The sequence below is a fragment of the Myxosarcina sp. GI1 genome (assembly GCF_000756305.1).
GTDB lineage: Bacteria > Cyanobacteriota > Cyanobacteriia > Cyanobacteriales > Xenococcaceae > Myxosarcina.
The window spans coordinates 263,107-281,131 of record NZ_JRFE01000016.1 but is presented as its reverse complement, the minus strand read 5'-3'; the positions used below and the strand labels follow the sequence as shown (position 1 = coordinate 281,131).

Annotated in this window: 12 protein-coding genes; 2 read left to right on the top strand and 10 right to left on the bottom strand. The window is 38.5% G+C overall.

All coding sequences use genetic code 11. From position 1 onward, the window contains the following. The 9 genes from KV40_RS32145 to KV40_RS33350 form a co-directional block, all read right to left on the bottom strand. Window positions 1-2,422, bottom strand: a 2,422-nt coding sequence (locus tag KV40_RS32145; RefSeq protein ID WP_156114025.1) for a PAS domain-containing sensor histidine kinase, incomplete at its 3' end; no start/stop codon positions are given. 818 nt (window positions 2,423-3,240) lie between these two features. Further along, window positions 3,241-4,722, bottom strand: coding sequence for a protein-glutamate O-methyltransferase CheR (locus tag KV40_RS32140; protein WP_052055606.1), 1,482 nt, complete (start codon window positions 4,720-4,722; stop codon window positions 3,241-3,243). 30 nt (window positions 4,723-4,752) lie between these two features. Then, entirely contained in the window at window positions 4,753-5,832 is a 1,080-nt protein-coding gene (cheB, locus tag KV40_RS12865) for a chemotaxis-specific protein-glutamate methyltransferase CheB (protein ID WP_036481861.1), read from the bottom strand. A 101-nt stretch (window positions 5,833-5,933) separates the two neighbouring features. Next, the gene (locus tag KV40_RS12860; protein ID WP_036481858.1) at window positions 5,934-6,356 is read right to left on the bottom strand and encodes a response regulator; all 423 of its coding nucleotides are present in this window, start codon (window positions 6,354-6,356) and stop codon (window positions 5,934-5,936) included. Window positions 6,357-6,495: 139 nt separating this feature from the next. Continuing rightward, the gene (locus KV40_RS12855; protein ID WP_036481856.1) at window positions 6,496-8,868 is read right to left on the bottom strand and encodes a hybrid sensor histidine kinase/response regulator; all 2,373 of its coding nucleotides are present in this window, start codon (window positions 8,866-8,868) and stop codon (window positions 6,496-6,498) included. A 54-nt stretch (window positions 8,869-8,922) separates the two neighbouring features. Continuing rightward, on the bottom strand, window positions 8,923-10,377 hold the full coding sequence (locus KV40_RS12850) for a methyl-accepting chemotaxis protein (RefSeq protein ID WP_036481854.1): 1,455 nt from the start codon (window positions 10,375-10,377) through the stop codon (window positions 8,923-8,925). Between the two features lie 70 nt (window positions 10,378-10,447). Further along, window positions 10,448-11,800 carry a methyl-accepting chemotaxis protein gene (locus tag KV40_RS12845; protein WP_036481852.1) on the bottom strand — a complete coding sequence of 451 codons (1,353 nt, stop codon included), beginning with the start codon at window positions 11,798-11,800 and terminating at the stop codon, window positions 10,448-10,450. A gap of 45 nt (window positions 11,801-11,845) precedes the next feature. Then, window positions 11,846-12,898: a chemotaxis protein CheW gene (locus KV40_RS12840; protein WP_036481849.1), complete on the bottom strand. Its 1,053-nt coding sequence runs from the start codon at window positions 12,896-12,898 to the stop codon at window positions 11,846-11,848. Window positions 12,899-12,969: 71 nt separating this feature from the next. Further along, window positions 12,970-14,136 carry a PleD family two-component system response regulator gene (locus tag KV40_RS33350; RefSeq protein ID WP_036481846.1) on the bottom strand — a complete coding sequence of 389 codons (1,167 nt, stop codon included), beginning with the start codon at window positions 14,134-14,136 and terminating at the stop codon, window positions 12,970-12,972. A 372-nt stretch (window positions 14,137-14,508) separates the two neighbouring features. Between KV40_RS33350 and KV40_RS12830 the strand changes: the two genes are divergently transcribed. Next, window positions 14,509-14,886: a hypothetical protein gene (locus tag KV40_RS12830; RefSeq protein ID WP_036481843.1), complete on the top strand. Its 378-nt coding sequence runs from the start codon at window positions 14,509-14,511 to the stop codon at window positions 14,884-14,886. A gap of 35 nt (window positions 14,887-14,921) precedes the next feature. Here KV40_RS12830 and KV40_RS12825 read toward each other — a convergent pair whose 3' ends face one another. Further along, on the bottom strand, window positions 14,922-16,220 hold the full coding sequence (locus KV40_RS12825; protein ID WP_052055605.1) for a DnaJ domain-containing protein: 1,299 nt from the start codon (window positions 16,218-16,220) through the stop codon (window positions 14,922-14,924). 428 nt (window positions 16,221-16,648) lie between these two features. On the opposite strand from KV40_RS12825, the gene KV40_RS12820 reads away from it, so the two are divergent. Continuing rightward, window positions 16,649-17,980 carry an MFS transporter gene (locus tag KV40_RS12820; RefSeq protein WP_036481841.1) on the top strand — a complete coding sequence of 444 codons (1,332 nt, stop codon included), beginning with the start codon at window positions 16,649-16,651 and terminating at the stop codon, window positions 17,978-17,980. Window positions 17,981-18,025: the final 45 nt, after the last annotated feature.

The window sequence follows — 18,025 nt, the reverse complement described above, 5'->3', positions numbered from 1 at the left end:
AGCGATGAAAAGAATCAAATAGACACTCTTGTTCTTCTGCTGGAATACCAATCCCCGTATCTCGAATGCAGAATACGGTTCGTTTGGTTTCGCAGGTGACATCTAAATACACTTTGTCACTATCAGGTGAATACTTAATGGCATTAGAAAGCAAATTAGTAAGAATATGACGTAGTAATTTTTCATCCATACAAACAAACGCTGAAGTTTCAGCAGCAGGTACTGAAACTTCATTATCAACAGCCAACTGCTTTTCATTACTTAAACAACCATCCTGACTAAAGATAATTTGATGAGTTGGGGAAATTAATGCTATTTCTTCTATCAATTCTTGACAAAATTGATGTAAATCGAACTTGGCAGGATTTAGCACTAATTTACCCGCATCAGCTTTACCAAGTAGCAAGACATCGTTTAATAAACCAGTCATGTGTTTGACTGAGGTTTGAATGCGATGTAAATGGTTTAATTTCTTGTTATCAGTCCACTTATGACCGTAGTGTTCGAGTAACTCAGAAGAAGACAAAATTGAAGCTAGGGGAGTGCGAAACTCATGAGAGGTGGTAGTCACAAAACGTGTTTTGAGTTCGTTGAGTTTCTTTTCTCGCTCTAGTGAGGTAAGAATATTTTTTTCTACCTGTTTGCGTTGGGTAATATCACGCACGATTGCCATCACTTCCTGGCAACCGCTAACAGCAATGCGAGCTTCATAATCTTTAATTTTAGTTTTTCTTTTTAATTGATATTCACAAACTTGAACTTTGTTGCTACCCAATGCTGTTTTAATTCCATTCATCAATACTGTGGCTACTTCTTTAGGCAATACTTCATCCAATTTCTTGCCCGTAATTTTTTTATAAAATGAGGGAATACGAGTATTTCTAGGAGCTTGAAAATTAATTAATGTACCTGCGTTGTTCAAGCGAAACATCCAATCGGGAATGGCATTTAATAAAGCTCGATTGGTTGCCATGCTAGAACGTAAAGCATCTTCAGTCTTTTGACGCTCGACAATTTCTAATTTAAGGGACTGATTGGCAGTTTCTAGTTCGCTAGTCCGTTGTTTGACTCTAGCTTCTAGCTCTTCGTTAAGTTGCACAATTTCTGTTTCAGCTTGTACGCGTTCGGTAATATCCTGCATTTGACCGACGAAATATTTAGGTCTATTTATCTCGTCTCTTACTAAAGAAACACCAAGAGAAACCCAAACTATACGACCAGATTTATGAACATAACGTTTTTCGATTTGATAGGAATCGAGCTTATTTGCTAATAACTCTTGGTTGTAATTTGAATTAATACTAAAATCTTCAAGGTAAGTAATATCCTGAATTGATAGTTGTAATAATTCGGATTCGTTATAACCAAGTAATTTGCAAAAAGCGGGATTGACTTTAATAAATCTTCCATCTATTGATGCTAATGCTTTGCCAATTACGGCGCGATCGAAAGCCAAACGCAATTGCTGTTCGTTTTCTTTGAGTTCTCGATCTAACTTATGTCTCTGGCGATCGATTTGATTTAATTTATTAGCAGTCCAAAGAACTATGCCATCTAGAATTATAATTTCTACTATAGTTCTCAGGGCAATTCTGGTTTCAAAGGCAATGTTATTTTCGATAAATTTCGACCAAAAAAACCAGCCAAAAAATAGTGGCACGGCAGTCACCAATGGAAGCAACCATCGCGCCATCAGACCCCCTGCTTCATCAATAGTAATAACTCTCATTAATTTCTTGTCTGCATGAGTTGCCAACAAAGCAACACCAAGTAGCATAAAACTAATGGCGGTATGAATAGCCATTCCCGTTCCAGAGTTCAACCCATAAAACCAGGAAAGATCGTAAACATGACCGACTATCGATGTTAGTGCGATCGCTATAACAGTAACTGCTAATAACTGTAGAGCAAGATAATATCTGTTTATTAAGAGCAAAATCGCGCCATTAATCCAGAAAAAACACAAAGCCGTATTAGGAGACATTCTGCCACGAACGACTGCATCTACGGCATTAGAATTCTCGGGAAAAGAAAGCCAATCAGTATTTAAATCTACCTGAAAACCATATTCAAATAAGGTTAAAAGCGTAAATACAATTAATAAACATGGCAACAAATACAGGTAAACAGAAACTGAAGAATTTTTATTGTTTTTAGTCTGGTGCGAGGGATTAGTTTGTTGCCAATGCCAAAGCAAAATAGAAATGCTACTTATAATAAAGCCTAGCGCGGTGCTAACTTTCATAGTTACCCGACCTGACAAAACACTTTTTAGATTAGGCAGATCGAAGCTCCAACCGACAATAACAATTAAGCCTATAAAAATTACTAAAATAGGTAGAGTTACTGAGGCAAAACGGAGTTTATTAGCTAAATTTGGCGTTGACTTTTTATTTTGCAATAAACTGATGAGATTCATCATAATATTTTTTTTGAGAGCAGCATGTTTTTCGACTGAAGTATTTTAAAGCAGTATGCACTAGTCTCACTTTTATTAATATATACAGTTAAATTGCTATTCATAAAAAATGTATTTAAATCTTCGACCGCCACAATTTCGTTGGAGTAAATGTATTATTTCGTTATTTATTTAAGTCTTTTAATAAGAGCAAAAGTTTGTATTGTAATAGAGTGTTGCCATTCGATCTAATGAGATACTAATGTCTGACTTTGTGTAAAGACATTTGATGCCAGCTTTAAGTGTTAATTTAGTAACTTGGTATTTTAGAGGACACTTGAGAAGTTATTTTTTTTGACATTCTAATACTTGGCTTGCTCCCATAACCTTCCAATTCGCGCGTTCCTTCGCTGACGAAAAATCAGCAGGGTCGCTTGTCTTGTGGAGGCATGGGAGACGAACCTGCGTCGCCTCATTAAGTGCCGTGGATTTAGGGGACATTAATGTAATCGATCGAACTTTTCAGAAAACCTCTCAGACAACCAAGTAAACTACTTATAATTCATAAAAATTAGTTAATGATATTATGCCGCTTTATTTTATTTGTAGAGTCTTTAATTTACAATGTTTGAGATCACACAATGTTAGGTGTGAATAAACTTTGTTAAACATCAGAGAATATACTTATTCAACGGCAAACACCAAAATCGAAAATTGAAGCTGAATTAAAATATCTTTGTATTATATTTTGTAAAGCAGATCGACTAAAAACATCAATTTTTGATTTAGAGTTGATACTTTTTTACTTGATTTCTAATAAAAACTATTGTTTATTTATAATTTTAATTATTATTTTCAACTTCACTTTTGGCAGATGTTTTTTTCAAAATCTTCAAACCCGCCTGCTGCATTTCTTTGGCTCGCTGGCGATCTCCTTCAATTTGATAGATTTGGCTTAAATCTAAATAAGCATTTGCATACAGTGGCTCTAAATAAATGACTTTCTTTAATAGCATTTTAGCTGCTACTATATTTCCTTTTTCTTCTTCAATTTGAGCGAGCAGATAATGAGGAAAAACTGCTAAAGGCTCTATTTGTAAAATTTTCTGACAATATTCTATGGCTTTAGTATGCTCGCGAAGCTCGACGCTAATTTTTGCTATTTGGTTATAGGCTTCTATATTGTTTGGCTCTAGAGCAATAACTTTTTCTAATTCAGTAAGAGCCAGCTCGTATTTTTTTTGTTGGATCGAACAATTGGTTTTTTGAAGTATAGCTTTAATATCGGTCGTTTTAGAAGCGAGATTAGTTGTCGAACAATTATGATTTCCGCTATTTATTTTAGGTTTTGAATTTAGAGATTGTCTCGTAAACAAATTATTGTTTCGATCGCTATTTATTTTTGTTAGTTCAAAGTTGGCTTTTTTTGTAGATTCGGCACTATTAGAATGCACGCTTGCTTTGGTTTCAGTTTGAGGACGTTGATAGACAATTGATTCTTTAAATACTCGAATATGAAATTTACTAACGTTTTGAATAGCAATTTCTGTATGTCCAGTAACTAAATATCCCAGAGGTTCTAGACTATCATAAAATTTGTTTATTACCTTGGCGATTGCATCGTTATTAAAGTAAATAAATACGTTACGACAGATTAATAGATCGATGTTTCTTAAATTAAGCCTGGGTTGACTAAAATTGTCTTCCACCAGATTTACTTGAGAAAAATCAACCATATTTTTAAACTCGGAATTGAGGTAATAACTCTGATTATTTTTATGAAAATATTTTTGCTTTATCTCTCTTTCTACCCCTCTAAAAGACCATTCAGGATATATGCCCGATCTAGCTTTTTGCAATGCTAGTTCGTCAATATCTATACCTAAAATTTTACAATTCCATTGCTTATGGTTAGGTAGCAATTCTTTTAAAACAATTGCTAAGGTATAAGGTTCTTCACCAGTAGAGCATCCTGCGCTACAAATTCGCAGCTTTTTATCTTTTTGATTGCGGCTGATTATTTCTGGTAAAACAATAGTTTTTAAAAGCTCTATTTGAGAACGATCGCGAAAAAAATAGCTTTCGTTATTAGTTATAAAACTAATTATTTGATGCCATTCAAAATTATTTTTAAAAGACTTGGGGACTAAATACTGATAGTATGCTTCTGGAGTTTTGAAGTTTAACATTACGACCCTTTGTAAAAGACCTCTAGCTACCTTATGGCGATCTTCGGGTTTTACAACCAATCCCGTATATTGACATATCGAAGTCACAAAGAGATCGAACAAATTAGTTAACGCAAATTCTGTACTAGAAATCATTGGTAAGCTAGAGTGTAAAAGAGATATTTATTAACTATTTTTTAAAACCTTGTCTAATAAAAAAGGCGCAATTTTTGGGAGAGGCAAAACATATTGTGCCGCATTTAAAGCGATCGCTTCTTTGGGCATGCCAAAAACAATACAGGTTTTTTCATCTTGGGCGATAGTTGTACCTCCTGCCTGACTTATTGCCTGCATTCCTGCTGCACCATCTCGACCCATGCCAGTTAGTAAAATGCCTACCGCATGTTTGCCATAATATTGGGCTACAGATTTAAAATTAGCGGTAACAGAAGGGCAGTGACCGTCAACTTTGCTTCGATCGGAACAAACAAATTTACCACCAGAATTTAGCTCTAAATGATTGCCTTCTGGTGCGAAGTAGACAGTTCCAGGGTTGGGATATTGCCCCGCTACAGCAATTTTTAGCGGTAGCTGACATTTGACTGCCAACCAGTCAACAAGTCCTTTTAAGAAACCAGGACTAATGTGCTGGGTACAAAACACTGGAACAAATAGATTTTTAGGTAGTAAAGCCAAGATTTTTTGTAAAGCTTGAGGTCCACCAGTAGAAGCACCAATGGCGATCGCTTTAATTCGTGTAGTGCTTTGATATTCAGTTTTAGCAGAAGTTGTTTCTCTAACGAGTATAGATGGCAGCGTTGGCGCACTAATAAGCATCGATCGCTTGGTAAAAACTTTGACCCCGGCAATGAGCTTCAGTTTATTAACTAGCTTAGTTCCAATTTTTTCGTAGTCAGAAATTAAACCTGTAGTTGGCTTGGGAAACACATCGATCGCGCCTGCCTGTAAAAGTTGGAAAACGTTATCGCTATCTTGTTCCGCTACAGCATTGCTAATTACTAAAATTGGACGGGGATGTTTTGACATTACCTGCTTGGTAAATTCCAAACCATCCATTTTTTTCATATACAGGTCGGTACAAATGACTCTAGGCTGAAGTTGGGGAATCAATTCCAATGCTTTCTCGCCATTAGTTGCAGTACCGACAACCTCTATATCTGAAGAAGATTTAAGTATTTTTTGCAATATACTTAGAGCTACTGGAGAATCTTCAACCAATAAAACTTTAATTGGTAATTCGATCATTAATTATTTGTATCTAACTACAGGAAATGACAACTTAATTAGTTTGTAGCTGCCATCATCCATTTTTTCTGGCTGGCAAACTTAGCGATCGTTGCAATTAATTATGAAAGCGGTTTGGCAGATACTTTTTTAGTAGCTAGTACTCTAATTTTGGTAATCAACTCTTTTTGAACAGCTTCGGAGTCATTATTACCTGCGGGTTTAGCCATTATATCTACTGCCCCTGCCTTCATAGCTGCATAAATATTATCAACATCAGTTTTTTGGACGGCGTTGCTTAAAACTAGAATAGGTACGGGATATGCTGCCATTACCTGTTTGATAAATTCATAACCATCCATTTGGGGCATTTGTAAGTCAGTACAAATTACATCGGGCTTAACTTGAGGAATTAAAGCCATTCCTTCTTTACCATTTGCTGCTTTGCCTACCACCTCAATATGGGGAGAAGAAGCGAGCATGTTTTCGTAAATGCTCATGGCAACAGCAGAATCTTCAACTAATAAAACTTTAATTTGAGACATAGTTAATCCTTTTTAGTAAATTAAGATAGCGAATAAGTGAAACGAGTAATAAGCTTAGTTGTTATAGCTTAGGGGTTTGCCACCAGCCGAGGTTAGAATTAAGTCGTAATACATAGCGTTAAAAAATAGTAATTGTTATTTATGCGAGTCTTTGAAGAGTTTCGAGCAACAGCTTTTGGTCAAAATCACCTTTAGTTAAATAAGCATTTGCCCCTGCTTCAGCACCACGTCGCTTGTCTTCTGCCGATGCTAGAGTAGTCACCAAAATAATTGGCAGTTCGTTATATGCTTCTAATTGGCGAATTCGAGTCGTAAGTTCAAAACCATTCATGTTAGGCATTTCAACGTCAGAAACCACAGCATCAAAATTTCCCTGTTGCAGTTTTTGGAACCCTTCTGCTCCATCTACAGCAATAGCTACTTCATAATTAGCACCTTGTAACAGACGTTTCATTTGAGTGCGAATAATAATCGAATCTTCGACGAGCAAAAGCTGTTTTTTGCTCTTTTGTTCGATACGTTTGGGAGCGACAGACGTATTTTTTAGCCCTTCGATCAAACCTGGAGGAGAAAGAACCATACAAACGTTGCCATTGTCCAAAATAGTTGCCCCTAAAATACCTCTAATGTTGCGGACTAGTTTACTTTGAGGCTTGAGAACAATATCTAGACGTTCGACAACAAGATCGACAACCAAAGCTAAGTAGTTGCTTCCTACCTGCACGATGACACAAGCAAAATCATCACTAGATATACCAGTCGTTGGAATTTCTTCGACAGTGGATAGCTGCAAAATGTCGGCTAACCAAAAAATAGATATCGGTTGACCTTCAAAAGAAACCGCTTGACTACCTTCGATGGTGAAAATATCTTGTCGCGATACCATTCGCATGGTACGGACATATTCTATCGGTATGGCGTATGCCGTTTGGGCAACTTCGACGATGATGACGCTGGTAGTAGCAAGGCTATTGTTGAGACTAATGCGAAACTGACAGCCGCGATCGCGTGTAGAATTAACTTCAATCGCCCCTTTGAGCTTTTCGATATTGGCACGGACTACATCTAAGCCAACACCCCGTCCAGAAAGTTCGCTAACTTTAGTGCGCGTAGAAAACCCAGAGGCAAAAATTAGCGATCGCACCCGTTCCTCGCTCATGGCTGCTAACTCGGCTTCGGTATGTATACCTTTACGCAGAGCGGTTTTTTTGATGCTGTCGAGATCTAACCCCCGCCCGTCATCGCTAACTTCGATAACAATACTGTTACCAGTACGCTTGCCCTGAAGACGTAAAGTTGCAGTGGGTGCTTTTCCTTTTCGCTCTCTTTCTTGAGGAGTTTCAATACCGTGATCGATCGCGTTACGGATTAAATGCAGCAAAGGATCTTTGATGGCTTCTAAAATTTGTTTGTCAGCTTTAGTGTCGGCACCTTCGACGATAAAATCAATTTGTTTTTGTTGCTGTTTGGCTAAATCTCTAACCATGCGGTTAAAGATATTAAATACAGTCGATAATGGTAACAGACGTAAATTTTGAATCCCCGCTTCTAGCTGTTCGGCAATGATACTCAAACTAGCGACATCTTCGTCGGCTCTAAGTTTCAGGCTTTCAATCAGGTTACCGAAATACTCAAAACGTTCTTGAGTCTTTTGAAAAAGATGCTGTATCGGTAACAACTGCTCTCTAGTTAAGGATTTCTCGATACGAGCCAACTTCTGGCGATCTCTACGAGCATTTTGTTCCCATTCTTCCCAAAGAGTGAAAATTTTTTCAATTTCAAAGGTTTGGCGAGATACACGCAGTTTGGCAACAGCTAATTCGCTTGCCTGAGTCATTAAGATATCCAGCTTGCGAGGTTCGACTCGAATAGAATCAATTTGTAATTCTCGATCGGCTACTGCTGCAATAGTAGGTTCGGCAGTTGATGTCGAGACGAGTGAAGTTTTTTCAACAGAACTTAGCTCTAAAATGGGGCTGTCATCGGACGATTCTAAGCCACAATCAGCTTCGTTAAATAACTCCTCATCATCTGCAAACAAGTTGCTATCGTCGAACAAAGCATCCTTGGTATTACTGTCACCGCCAAAGTCTGGTTCGCTACTTACTAACTCGTCCGAATTAGCAGCATAGGATTCTGCTTCAATTAGGGCAGCTAAAACCTCAAAAGTATTGACATTAGCCGCTTTTCCAGTAACCGCTTCGGTAGCCAGTTTATCGATCGCATCTAGCCCCTGATACAGGCGATCGCATAATTGACTATCGATCGCTCTTGCACCCTGCTTGACTTGAGTTAGGCAATCTTCTAATTGATGAACGAGCATTTCAATGTCATTCAAGCCCAACATTCGCGAATCGCCCTTTAAAGTATGCGCTTCCCGCAAGAATTCTTCTAAAGCCGCAGTATCTTGAGGATTTTTTTCTAACTGCATTAGTTCTGCTTCTAGCTTTTGCAAATGTTCGCTGCTGGAAGTTTTGTATAAATCTCTAAGTTCGTCGTCTTCAATAATCATGGCTAAAAAGAATTGATTTGCTGTTAAAGGAGCCTATTTGGTCAGTAGGAGTAGTTATACTAATGTTTTTAAGTAATTTGCTGAGTTTTGTAGACGGTCTGCCGAAGCTTTAACCTGTTGAATTCCTACTTCCGAATCTTGCGCACCTAGATTGAGAGCATTAATTGCTGCCAGAATTTCTTGAACTCCTACCGCCTGCTGTTTGACATTCAGTGAGATTTGTTGGCTGTTGATAAAAACGTTTTCGATGGCATTTTTAACATTGATAAATGTCTGTGCCGTATCTTGTGCGAGTTGAATACTAGCTTCAGTGGTTTTACTCCCTTCATCTGTTACCATTACTGCGCTATTCATTGCCGTTTGAATATCCCCTACCAAGCCGTTAATTTTGTCAGCCGATTTACGACTTTCATCAGCTAACTTACGAATTTCAGTAGCTACTACTCCAAAACCTTTACCATGTTCACCTGCCCGTGCTGCTTCTACCGCAGCGTTTAACGCCAGTAAATTAGTTTGGTCGGCAAGTTCGGCGACTAAATCAGAAATGCTAGCAATTTGCTTGGTCTGTTGACTGAGATGAATAATCTGCTCGGCAATTGCACCCACTCTTTCTCTAAGATTTTCCATTCCTGCCATAGTTTGTCGTACGATTTGCGCTCCTTCTTCAGCTAGTGAAAGAGCTTCATTAGCACCAGCACTAGAGGCTTCGGCTTGTTCGGCAGATTGTCTGGAAGAGGCTCCCAACTCATCTACAGTTGCGGTAGTTTGATTGACAGAACTTGCCTGACTGGCAATGTTGCGTTCTTGTTGGTCTAAAGTTGTGGCAATTTCGGTAGAAGTTTGAGCGATCGTGGTTCCCACATCCTCAATTGCTAAAATATAGCGGTTCATCATACGCAAAACTATCAGCCAAGAAAACAGCAAGACAACTAAAGCAATCGCTATTGCTATAATTGTCGAACGGACTCCTTGAGATTTTAGAGCGATATTCGTTTCCACATAGTTTTTAAGAGCCGCAGTAGTTTCTGCCAAACCTTCGGCGTAAATTGCTTTTTGCTTTTCGTATTCTGGACTGAGAAGCAAAGCTTCTGCTGCTTGGGCATTTCCCTGTCCGATTAACTCAAAGGCTCTGTCTTCCATAGCAATCAGCTTATTATTGGCTTCATTGGTTTTAGACATCCCTTCAGTTTCAAACACATTAGGCAATAATTCTTGTGCCTCAGCCAGTGCTGCATCGAGATTTGGAACTTGCTCTAAATAACGTTTTTCCCAGCGTTCGTTGCCTGTGGTAGCTGCCAGACGCGCGCTAGAAGTCAAAACCTCATCTAAATAAACAATTCGGTTGCTGAGATTAATGATGTTTAGGTCTTGTGTTTGGAGTTTGGCAAAAGCTTTGTATAAATCTAAGATGTACCAACCCATACCCCCACATAAAGATACAGTTAAAAAGATCGGAATAATTAAAATTTTGAGATGGCGATAATTTTTAAGGGATATTTTGTTATTCATAGTATTTAGTTGAAGATATATTCGGAAACAAAAGTACTATAGGCAGAGTAAAAATAACTCTAAAAACTGCTCAGACAATTTCTTGAAGATCTTTAGCAGAATCTCTTAAGTTAGCAGTAGAAACTTTGACTTGATTAATGCCAGCAGCAGTGTCCTGTGCACCTAGGTTGAGAGCATTTATTGCCGAGAGAATTTCTTGAATTCCCACCGCCTGTTGTTTGGTGTTAAGAGAAATTTGCTGCGTATTGATAAATACATCGTCGATCGCATTTTTGACGCTGACAAAAGTTTCTGCCGTTCCCCTGGCTAACTGAATGCTAGATTCGGCAGTTTTGTTGCCTTCATCTGTTACCATTACTGCGCTGTTCATCGCTGCTTGAAGGTCTACGACCAAGTTATTGATTTTTTCGGCAGATTTGCGGCTTTCGTCAGCCAGCTTGCGAATTTCGTCGGCGACAACGCCAAATCCTTTGCCATGTTCTCCAGCGCGAGATGCCTCAACTGCGGCGTTGAGTGCCAGCATGTTGGTTTGATTGGCGACATTGGCTACCAGATCGGAGACGATGGCAATTTGACCTGTTTGTTGGCTGAGGTTAATAATTTGCTCTGCAATTTCTCCGACTCGGACTTTAAGATTTTCAATACCTGCCATCGTTTGCTCTACGGTTCTCGCTCCTTCCTGGGCTAGAGAGAGAGCTTGACTTGCTCCTGCTGTAGAAGCTTCAGCTTGTTCGGCAGATTGTCTCGAAGAAGCACCCAACTCGTCTACGGTAGCGGTAGTTTGGTTGACAGAACTGGCTTGGCTGGCAACTGTTCGTTCTTGTTGGTCTATGGTGGCAGCAATTTCTGTAGAAGAAGAAGCGATCGCACTAGTTAGGCTTTTTAAAGTAGCCGTAATCCTGCGAGTTAAAGTAATAATAATGCCAATAATAATTAAGTTAATCCCAAAGATAACCAACTGTATTATTCTCAATCTTCTAAGTTTTGCTGCTGCGGCATCCTCGGCAGCAAATACGCCATTGTTAATCAATTCAAAAAATTCTTCGCTGTTCTCGTAGAGAATAGCTTCGCTGGCTTCATTGGTTCTAGCAGCTACAATATTCTCTTTCAACTGATTCCAAGCAGATTCTACTTCCAGCATGATGCTGAAATATTCTGGATCGGTTGCTCTTGGCAGATTTAATTCTTCGTCTCCATTTATCAAACCGTTGACAATTTGGTCTAATTTAGCAATCAGTTTGTCGTTAGACTGTCCTGTTAGTTCTTGTTTGACCAATCTTTGAGTTGCTCCGCGCACAATACCGCTATAGTTAACTACGCGGCTATCACCAGATGATGCTCCCAAAAATACCGAGCCAATACTACCTACAGCAACCACGACAATCCCTGCTGCTGTAAGAGATAGTTGAGTACTAATTTTCATAATATTTTTTCCGCATAAATTTATTTAAATACTTACCGCCAACGCTTATTGGGACAGCATCTTTGATATGTCAATAATGCCGATTGGTTTGCCTGAATAGTTTGTCGTACCTTTAAAGTACTTAGAGCTATTAGAATCTAAAGCCAGAGGAAGAGCTATAGTTTCAGCAGGGCAATTAGTTACGTCCACAACGCGATCGACTAGAATGCCAGCGATCTCGTCATCTACATTGACCGCCACTGCTTTAGCTGCCTGATTGTGGCGATTGGCAAAGCCAGCTTGCAGAGCGCGATCGCTCTGTAAATTTAAAACCTGCCGTAAATCGATTAAAGTTAGAATTTCGCCCCTTAAGTTCATATTGCCAACAATATGACTCGGACATTGCGGAATTGAGGTTATCTTGCCAATTTTGGTAAATTCTCTAACGATGTCTAAATCTATACCAAAATATTCGCCATCAATATCCACCACTGCTAGAGACGTTAGTTCGGAATCTTCCGTCTGTTCTGCAACTATGCGCAAATTTTCGGCTCTTTGCCTCATAATTGCGCTTTCTTTAGCAGTAGCCTGGGGAAAATAGAGATCGTAAAAGTTTCCTGCTGGCTTTGGTTCGATAGATTCTGCCGCTTCAGTCTCACTAGCATCTTCGATTAGAGCTACTACTCGATCGCGATGGCGAACTAAATTATCTACGTCAAGCAAGAAAACTACTTCATCTGCTATTTCCGCCACGCCAGCTACAAAAGCAGCATTAATATCGCGATCGCGTCCGTAAGATAAATCTGTTTTAATTAATTGAGGCTCGATGTATTTAGCTTCTCTTACGTCATGAATGACAATACCAATTTGTAATCCTTGAGACTCTACTACAATGACGCAATCATTAGAATGGCAGCCTTCAAAACGATGTCCAAAGCGCAAATCCAGGTGCATTATCGGCGTAATCTGAGAGCGCAGATTGAGCAGACCAATAATGTCATTAGGAGCTTCAATGGCAGGTATTAGCTCTGGTAACAAAAATATCTCTCTAACGCAATTAGCATCAATGGCATAAGGCAAACCATGCAGGCTAAAAATCAGATATGGTCTACTTTCCATGTAAGAATAAAAATTTAATTTAACTTCATCGAAGATTTACAATTAAGTATTCCCAAGTCGAGAGTTTTTATTTAAAGAACATTGGCATTGACATATTTATTTACAACTTGTCTTAACTGTTCTGGCTCAAATGGTTTTGTGATGTATTTATCCGTTCCTGCCAAATGACCTTTCATTTTGTCTAACAACCCATCTCTGGCTGTAACCATAACAATAGGTAAATCGTGAAATTTGGGAATTTTTTTAATCGTTTTGCAAAACTGTAGACCATCTACATCTGGCATGGTCAGATCGAGTAATACTAGTCGAATTGGTTCTCGATTGAGAATTGCCAAGGCATCTTTAGCATTACCTGCCAAAACTACTCGATAAACTTCTTTTAAAGCTCGTTCGATACTTTTTTGCACGATGGGACTATCATCTACAGAAAGAATCATTGGCAAGTCCGAATTTTCTGGTGTCTGCTGAGTACGATCGCTACTACCAGAAGTCGAACCATCTCTGGTTGTATTTTGTTCAAAATCTATCCAGTTGAGCTTTACCCACTTATAGTAAGTTTGAGCCACTGCTAGAGGATCTCGATCTATTTTTTCGGCAATAGCTAACAGACTGCGTCTGCCATTGACATATTTTTGTAAATGTTCTTTTACTGTTGAATTATTAATCCTGTCGAGATTTTCTACTTTATAGGGAATTGCATTCATTGAAGGAACCAAATCTTCTATTGCCTTCCATTTTTGTTGCCGTTTATTTAATTCTTGTTGCAGAGTCTTCCACTTCAAACCATGTCGATCTTCCCCATAACTAAGATCGAACTCTGTTGTAGTTTGCCACTTAGCAACTCCTGGAAACTGCCACAAGCGGTCTAGATGTTGCACGATTTTTTTGAATACACAGTTTTCAACTTGTTCCCAGGTCAAAATCTTAATTTTGACAAATAACTCTAAAATTTCGCGAAAAGATGTAGAGTCATCGACTCTCTCTTTAGCAGTTTGTATAGCAACATTAATAAAATCTGGTTTAAACTTTTTAACCAGCATCTCGGCAAATTTTAAATTACTAGGAATTGTTAATCCTCCAAATACGAGTTCGCCATTGCGCCAGATTAAAACGCAAGTATTGCAAGTGTTTACAAAATTGCCCTGAGTTTCTATATGAAAAGTGCCTGAAAAATTCTGGCTACTTAAAATTTCTAGTACAGAACTTAATTCTTGCGACTTATATTGTTTTGATTGCATGGTTTGTCAACCCAACAAGAAGAGTAACTAAAATAACATCGAGCAATTACAAAGGGTAATTATTATTTATAGTTCCCTCAAAACCGTTCAAACTAACATGGCAAAAAATGACAAAAATGTGTATTCGTTACTAGCTATAGCTTTCCTACTCGATTTTCGATCCACAAAGGAACGCACCAAGACGGGAACAGGTAATAAGCAATAGATATTCTCTGATTTTGTTTGAGATTGCTGTATTACTTTGAATTATTAAAATTTATCTACAAAAGTTTGAAAACCGCTATAAATTAAAAACACGTCTCAAGAATGCTGAATTTTCGTGCCAACATCTATAAAATTAAGATAAATTGAGAAACAGATATTAAGACCAATATGCTAGGAAATTTTCAGCAAAGTCATTTGCGAATTGAGATCGAGGCACAGGCAGAAGCTATTCGCGATAGTCTGCTAGAAGGCGAACAGCTCAAACAGTGGATGTGGCCCCAGCGTTTTACCTCATTACCATCGCGACTCAAAACAGGAGCGAGTTTTAGTAGTTTCTTAGGAATAATCGAAATTAAACATCAGGTAGACTTAGTAGAAGATAATTGTCTGCGTCTGTTGCTCGGTAAAGGTATTGATGGCTATCATGAATGGTATTGGGGTGAAGGCTGGCTACAATCGCGGCTTGAAGGAATATCAATCTTACCGCTAAGTTTAGGTCAAAGCCTTAGTCTGCTTCGCTTGCGTCAGCATTTAGCTACTCGCTGAGTTGTTCGAGTGAAGGCAACTGCCAAAACTAAAATTTAGATTTGGAACAACAATATTTCTAGAGCTAGATAGCAAAACATCGTACTAATTATTAAAATTGCGGTAGTCGAAAAAGCCGATTGAGCTTCTGAAAGATTCAAAATTTGAGCGCAGCCTGCATAGAGAATAAAAATGGTGTAACAACATCCAGAAATCGATAGTAGTACGATTAAAGGAGCGATAAAAGAATAAATCAGGCTAATAAAAACCGAGGCAAAAGCTATTGGCATTAAAGCCGTACCCGCTATGAAAAAGTCGCTGGAAATGCTACCAGAATTGCGATAAAAAGAACGAATAATGCTATTTGACAATAGGAGACTAAAAAAAGGAATTAGCCCGAGAAAAAACCTTAGCCAAATAGATATTTCGGATTCTTGCCAAATAGAATAGCTAATAACAAAACAGACAGAGGATAACACGCCATAAATTACTCCGACTTGAATTGCCTGTTTCCTTCTCATGCGAGAATAAGCAGGTAGCAATCCACCTACAGGATTGACCAGATATACGGGCAACGCTAGCAAAGCATTGGCGATCGCATTATTAGAGCTATTTGACATTCGGTCGATCTTTCTTTTTTTCACGGTTAGGTCGCGAATCACTTTTTGACTTCGATAGTAAGCGCGGTTATCATTTTGCTTTCTGAACAGTCTAGCTGCCTGTCGCAAATCTTCAACTGCTGCTAAATTTTGATTACTCTCCTGATAGGCGAGACCGCGATAGTAATATGCTTGAGCGTAGTTTTTCTCACGGGCAATAGCAGTGGTATAAGACTCGATCGCCGATTGAACATATCCCAGGCTAAAACGCGCTCTTCCTTGATAATAGTAGGCTTTGGCAACTTGCGGATCGATTTCTAAGACTTGATAACAATCGTCTAAAACCCCACGATAGTCGCTTAATTTATAATGCATTTCGCATCTTTTGAGATAGGCATCGATCAAGGTTGGCTCTAGGGTTATGGCTTGTGTATAGTCCTCAATTGCCTGTCTGTATTCTTTGGCTTGCGATCGCTGCATACCTCGAAAATAAAAATCTCTAGCTGTTTCTAGCTGAATTTTTGGTTGTGTTTTATGAAAAGGGAAGTCACGATCGTAACGACGACGTTTGGTAGCATCGGAAAGAACGTCGTATGCTTGAGAAATTTGTTTGAATTTTTCGGCTGCCTCATCATTGTTAGGATTTAGATCGGGATGATACTGACGAGCTAAACGGCGAAAAGCCGCTTTAATTTCTTTTAATTTGGCATCTGGACTTACTTCCAGAATTAAATAATAATTTTCAACCCTTGCCATTTACTTATATATTTTTAGAGATACCGCTCGATCTTGTTATATAGACTGCCCCATCGCCGTGACCAACACGGGAAAAAAATTCTTTAGCATCAGCATAATAAAATAATAATAATTAGTTATTAAAAAGCAATTAGTTTATAGTTTACGTCTCATTTGCTAACAAGCGCTATTTTCGATTTATATAGATAGAATAGTTTATATTGAATAGGGCATAAAAATTGACCATAATAGCTATGATATTGGCAATTTATGCGTAAAACACGTCTATAATGTAAATTTTTGCCAATTTTACTGAATTTTATTTTTTTTCTCTTGCGCGAACTAAAGATAGAGGTGTAAATTTATCTAGTCTCATAACATAACTCGTTCGGGTTTAATTGTCGATTGAGCGATTGCCATCAAGATGTACTAATATTTTTTCGTGCTTTATGCGCACTTTTTTAATTATTTGGATCGGACAAGTTGTTTCTTTGTTAGGTTCCAAACTAACCGAATTTGCTCTAGGCTTTTGGATTTTGGAACAAACTTATCACGGTACGGGAACTATAAGTCAATTTGCTCTGACGATACTGCTGATATATTTACCAAAGGTGATTATTTCTCCTCTGGCAGGAGTGTTAATAGATCGCTGGAATCGCCGCAACGCAATGATGCTCAGCGATTTAGGTACGGGCGTAATTACCACTATCGTCTTGCTGTTAGTAACGTCCAACCACTTACAGGTTTGGCATATCTATATAGCCGTTACCGTTACCTCAAGCTTTAATAGTTTTCAACAGCCAGCATACATTGCTGCTATTGCCCAACTCGTTGCCCCACAAAATTTAAGTCGCGCTAACGGCATGGTTCAGGCTTCTTCTGCCATTGCCAAAATTGCCGCTCCTGTCATTGCGGGGATGTTAATGAAATTTACTGGTTTAGAAACAATTTTAACGATCGATTTAATTACTTTTGCGATCGCTATTATGACTCTCGTCTTTGTCAAATTTCCCAATCTTCGTAGAACTCGTAAAACCAAACAGCAAGTTATCGAACGATTACTAAAAGATACGGTTTCTGGCTGGAACTATATTGCTTTAAGACCTGGATTATTGCGTCTGATTGGGTTTATTGCGGTCAGTTACTTTACGATGGGAATGCTGGAAATAGTTTTGTGGCCCTTGCTATACGAACCCAATTCTACAGAACAGTTGGGAATAGTTTTGTCTATTGGTGGTTGTGGAATGCTTTTAGGTAGTATTCTCATGAGTTTTTGGTCTGGTCCACAAAATCGCGTCCTGGCAATTATTGGCTTTGTTGGTTTTCAAGGCGCGATCGTCTTATTTGGCGGTACGAGAATATCAGTTTTCGCTTTGGCAGTCGGTATTTTTGGCTATTTATTTTCCCAGCCAATTATTGTCAGCCTCAATCAAGCTATTTGGCAGAGCAAAGTTCCCACTCATTTGCAAGGACGTGTATTTGCTTTACAGCAGACTTTAGAAAGATCTTTGGCAATTTGCGCCTATATGCTAGCAGGACCTCTGGTAGATAATTTTTTAAATCCTTTAATGGCTCGTAATGGATTTGTTGCCGAGTTGGTCGGTAGATTTATAAATACGGGCATGGGACAAGGTGTTTCTTTACTATTGGTGCTGCTAGGAATAGTTAACTTAATAACTGTAGCGATCGCTTTCCGAGAACCGCGCTTGCGAAATTTAGAGACAGAACTACCAGACAAAAATCAGTTTTTGGGCAAAAAAGAACATCATCAGTTGACTTAACCATCTATTAGGCGATGAATATATAGTTATTCTAAAAAGAAACTA

Bases quoted from the DNA above. Each gene is read 5' to 3' on its own strand.
- KV40_RS33350 (WP_036481846.1), bottom strand. From the start codon at position 14,136: ATGCAATCAAAACAATATAAGTCGCAAGAATTAAGTTCTGTACTAGAA.
- KV40_RS12850 (WP_036481854.1), bottom strand. From the start codon at position 10,377: ATGAATAACAAAATATCCCTTAAAAATTATCGCCATCTCAAAATTTTA.
- KV40_RS12855 (WP_036481856.1), bottom strand. From the start codon at position 8,868: ATGATTATTGAAGACGACGAACTTAGAGATTTATACAAAACTTCCAGC.
- KV40_RS32140 (WP_052055606.1), bottom strand. From the start codon at position 4,722: ATGATTTCTAGTACAGAATTTGCGTTAACTAATTTGTTCGATCTCTTT.
- KV40_RS12845 (WP_036481852.1), bottom strand. From the start codon at position 11,800: ATGAAAATTAGTACTCAACTATCTCTTACAGCAGCAGGGATTGTCGTG.
- KV40_RS12825 (WP_052055605.1), bottom strand. From the start codon at position 16,220: ATGGCAAGGGTTGAAAATTATTATTTAATTCTGGAAGTAAGTCCAGAT.
- KV40_RS12820 (WP_036481841.1), top strand. From the start codon at position 16,649: ATGCGCACTTTTTTAATTATTTGGATCGGACAAGTTGTTTCTTTGTTA.
- KV40_RS12830 (WP_036481843.1), top strand. From the start codon at position 14,509: ATGCTAGGAAATTTTCAGCAAAGTCATTTGCGAATTGAGATCGAGGCA.
- cheB (WP_036481861.1), bottom strand. From the start codon at position 5,832: ATGATCGAATTACCAATTAAAGTTTTATTGGTTGAAGATTCTCCAGTA.
- KV40_RS12860 (WP_036481858.1), bottom strand. From the start codon at position 6,356: ATGTCTCAAATTAAAGTTTTATTAGTTGAAGATTCTGCTGTTGCCATG.
- KV40_RS12840 (WP_036481849.1), bottom strand. From the start codon at position 12,898: ATGGAAAGTAGACCATATCTGATTTTTAGCCTGCATGGTTTGCCTTAT.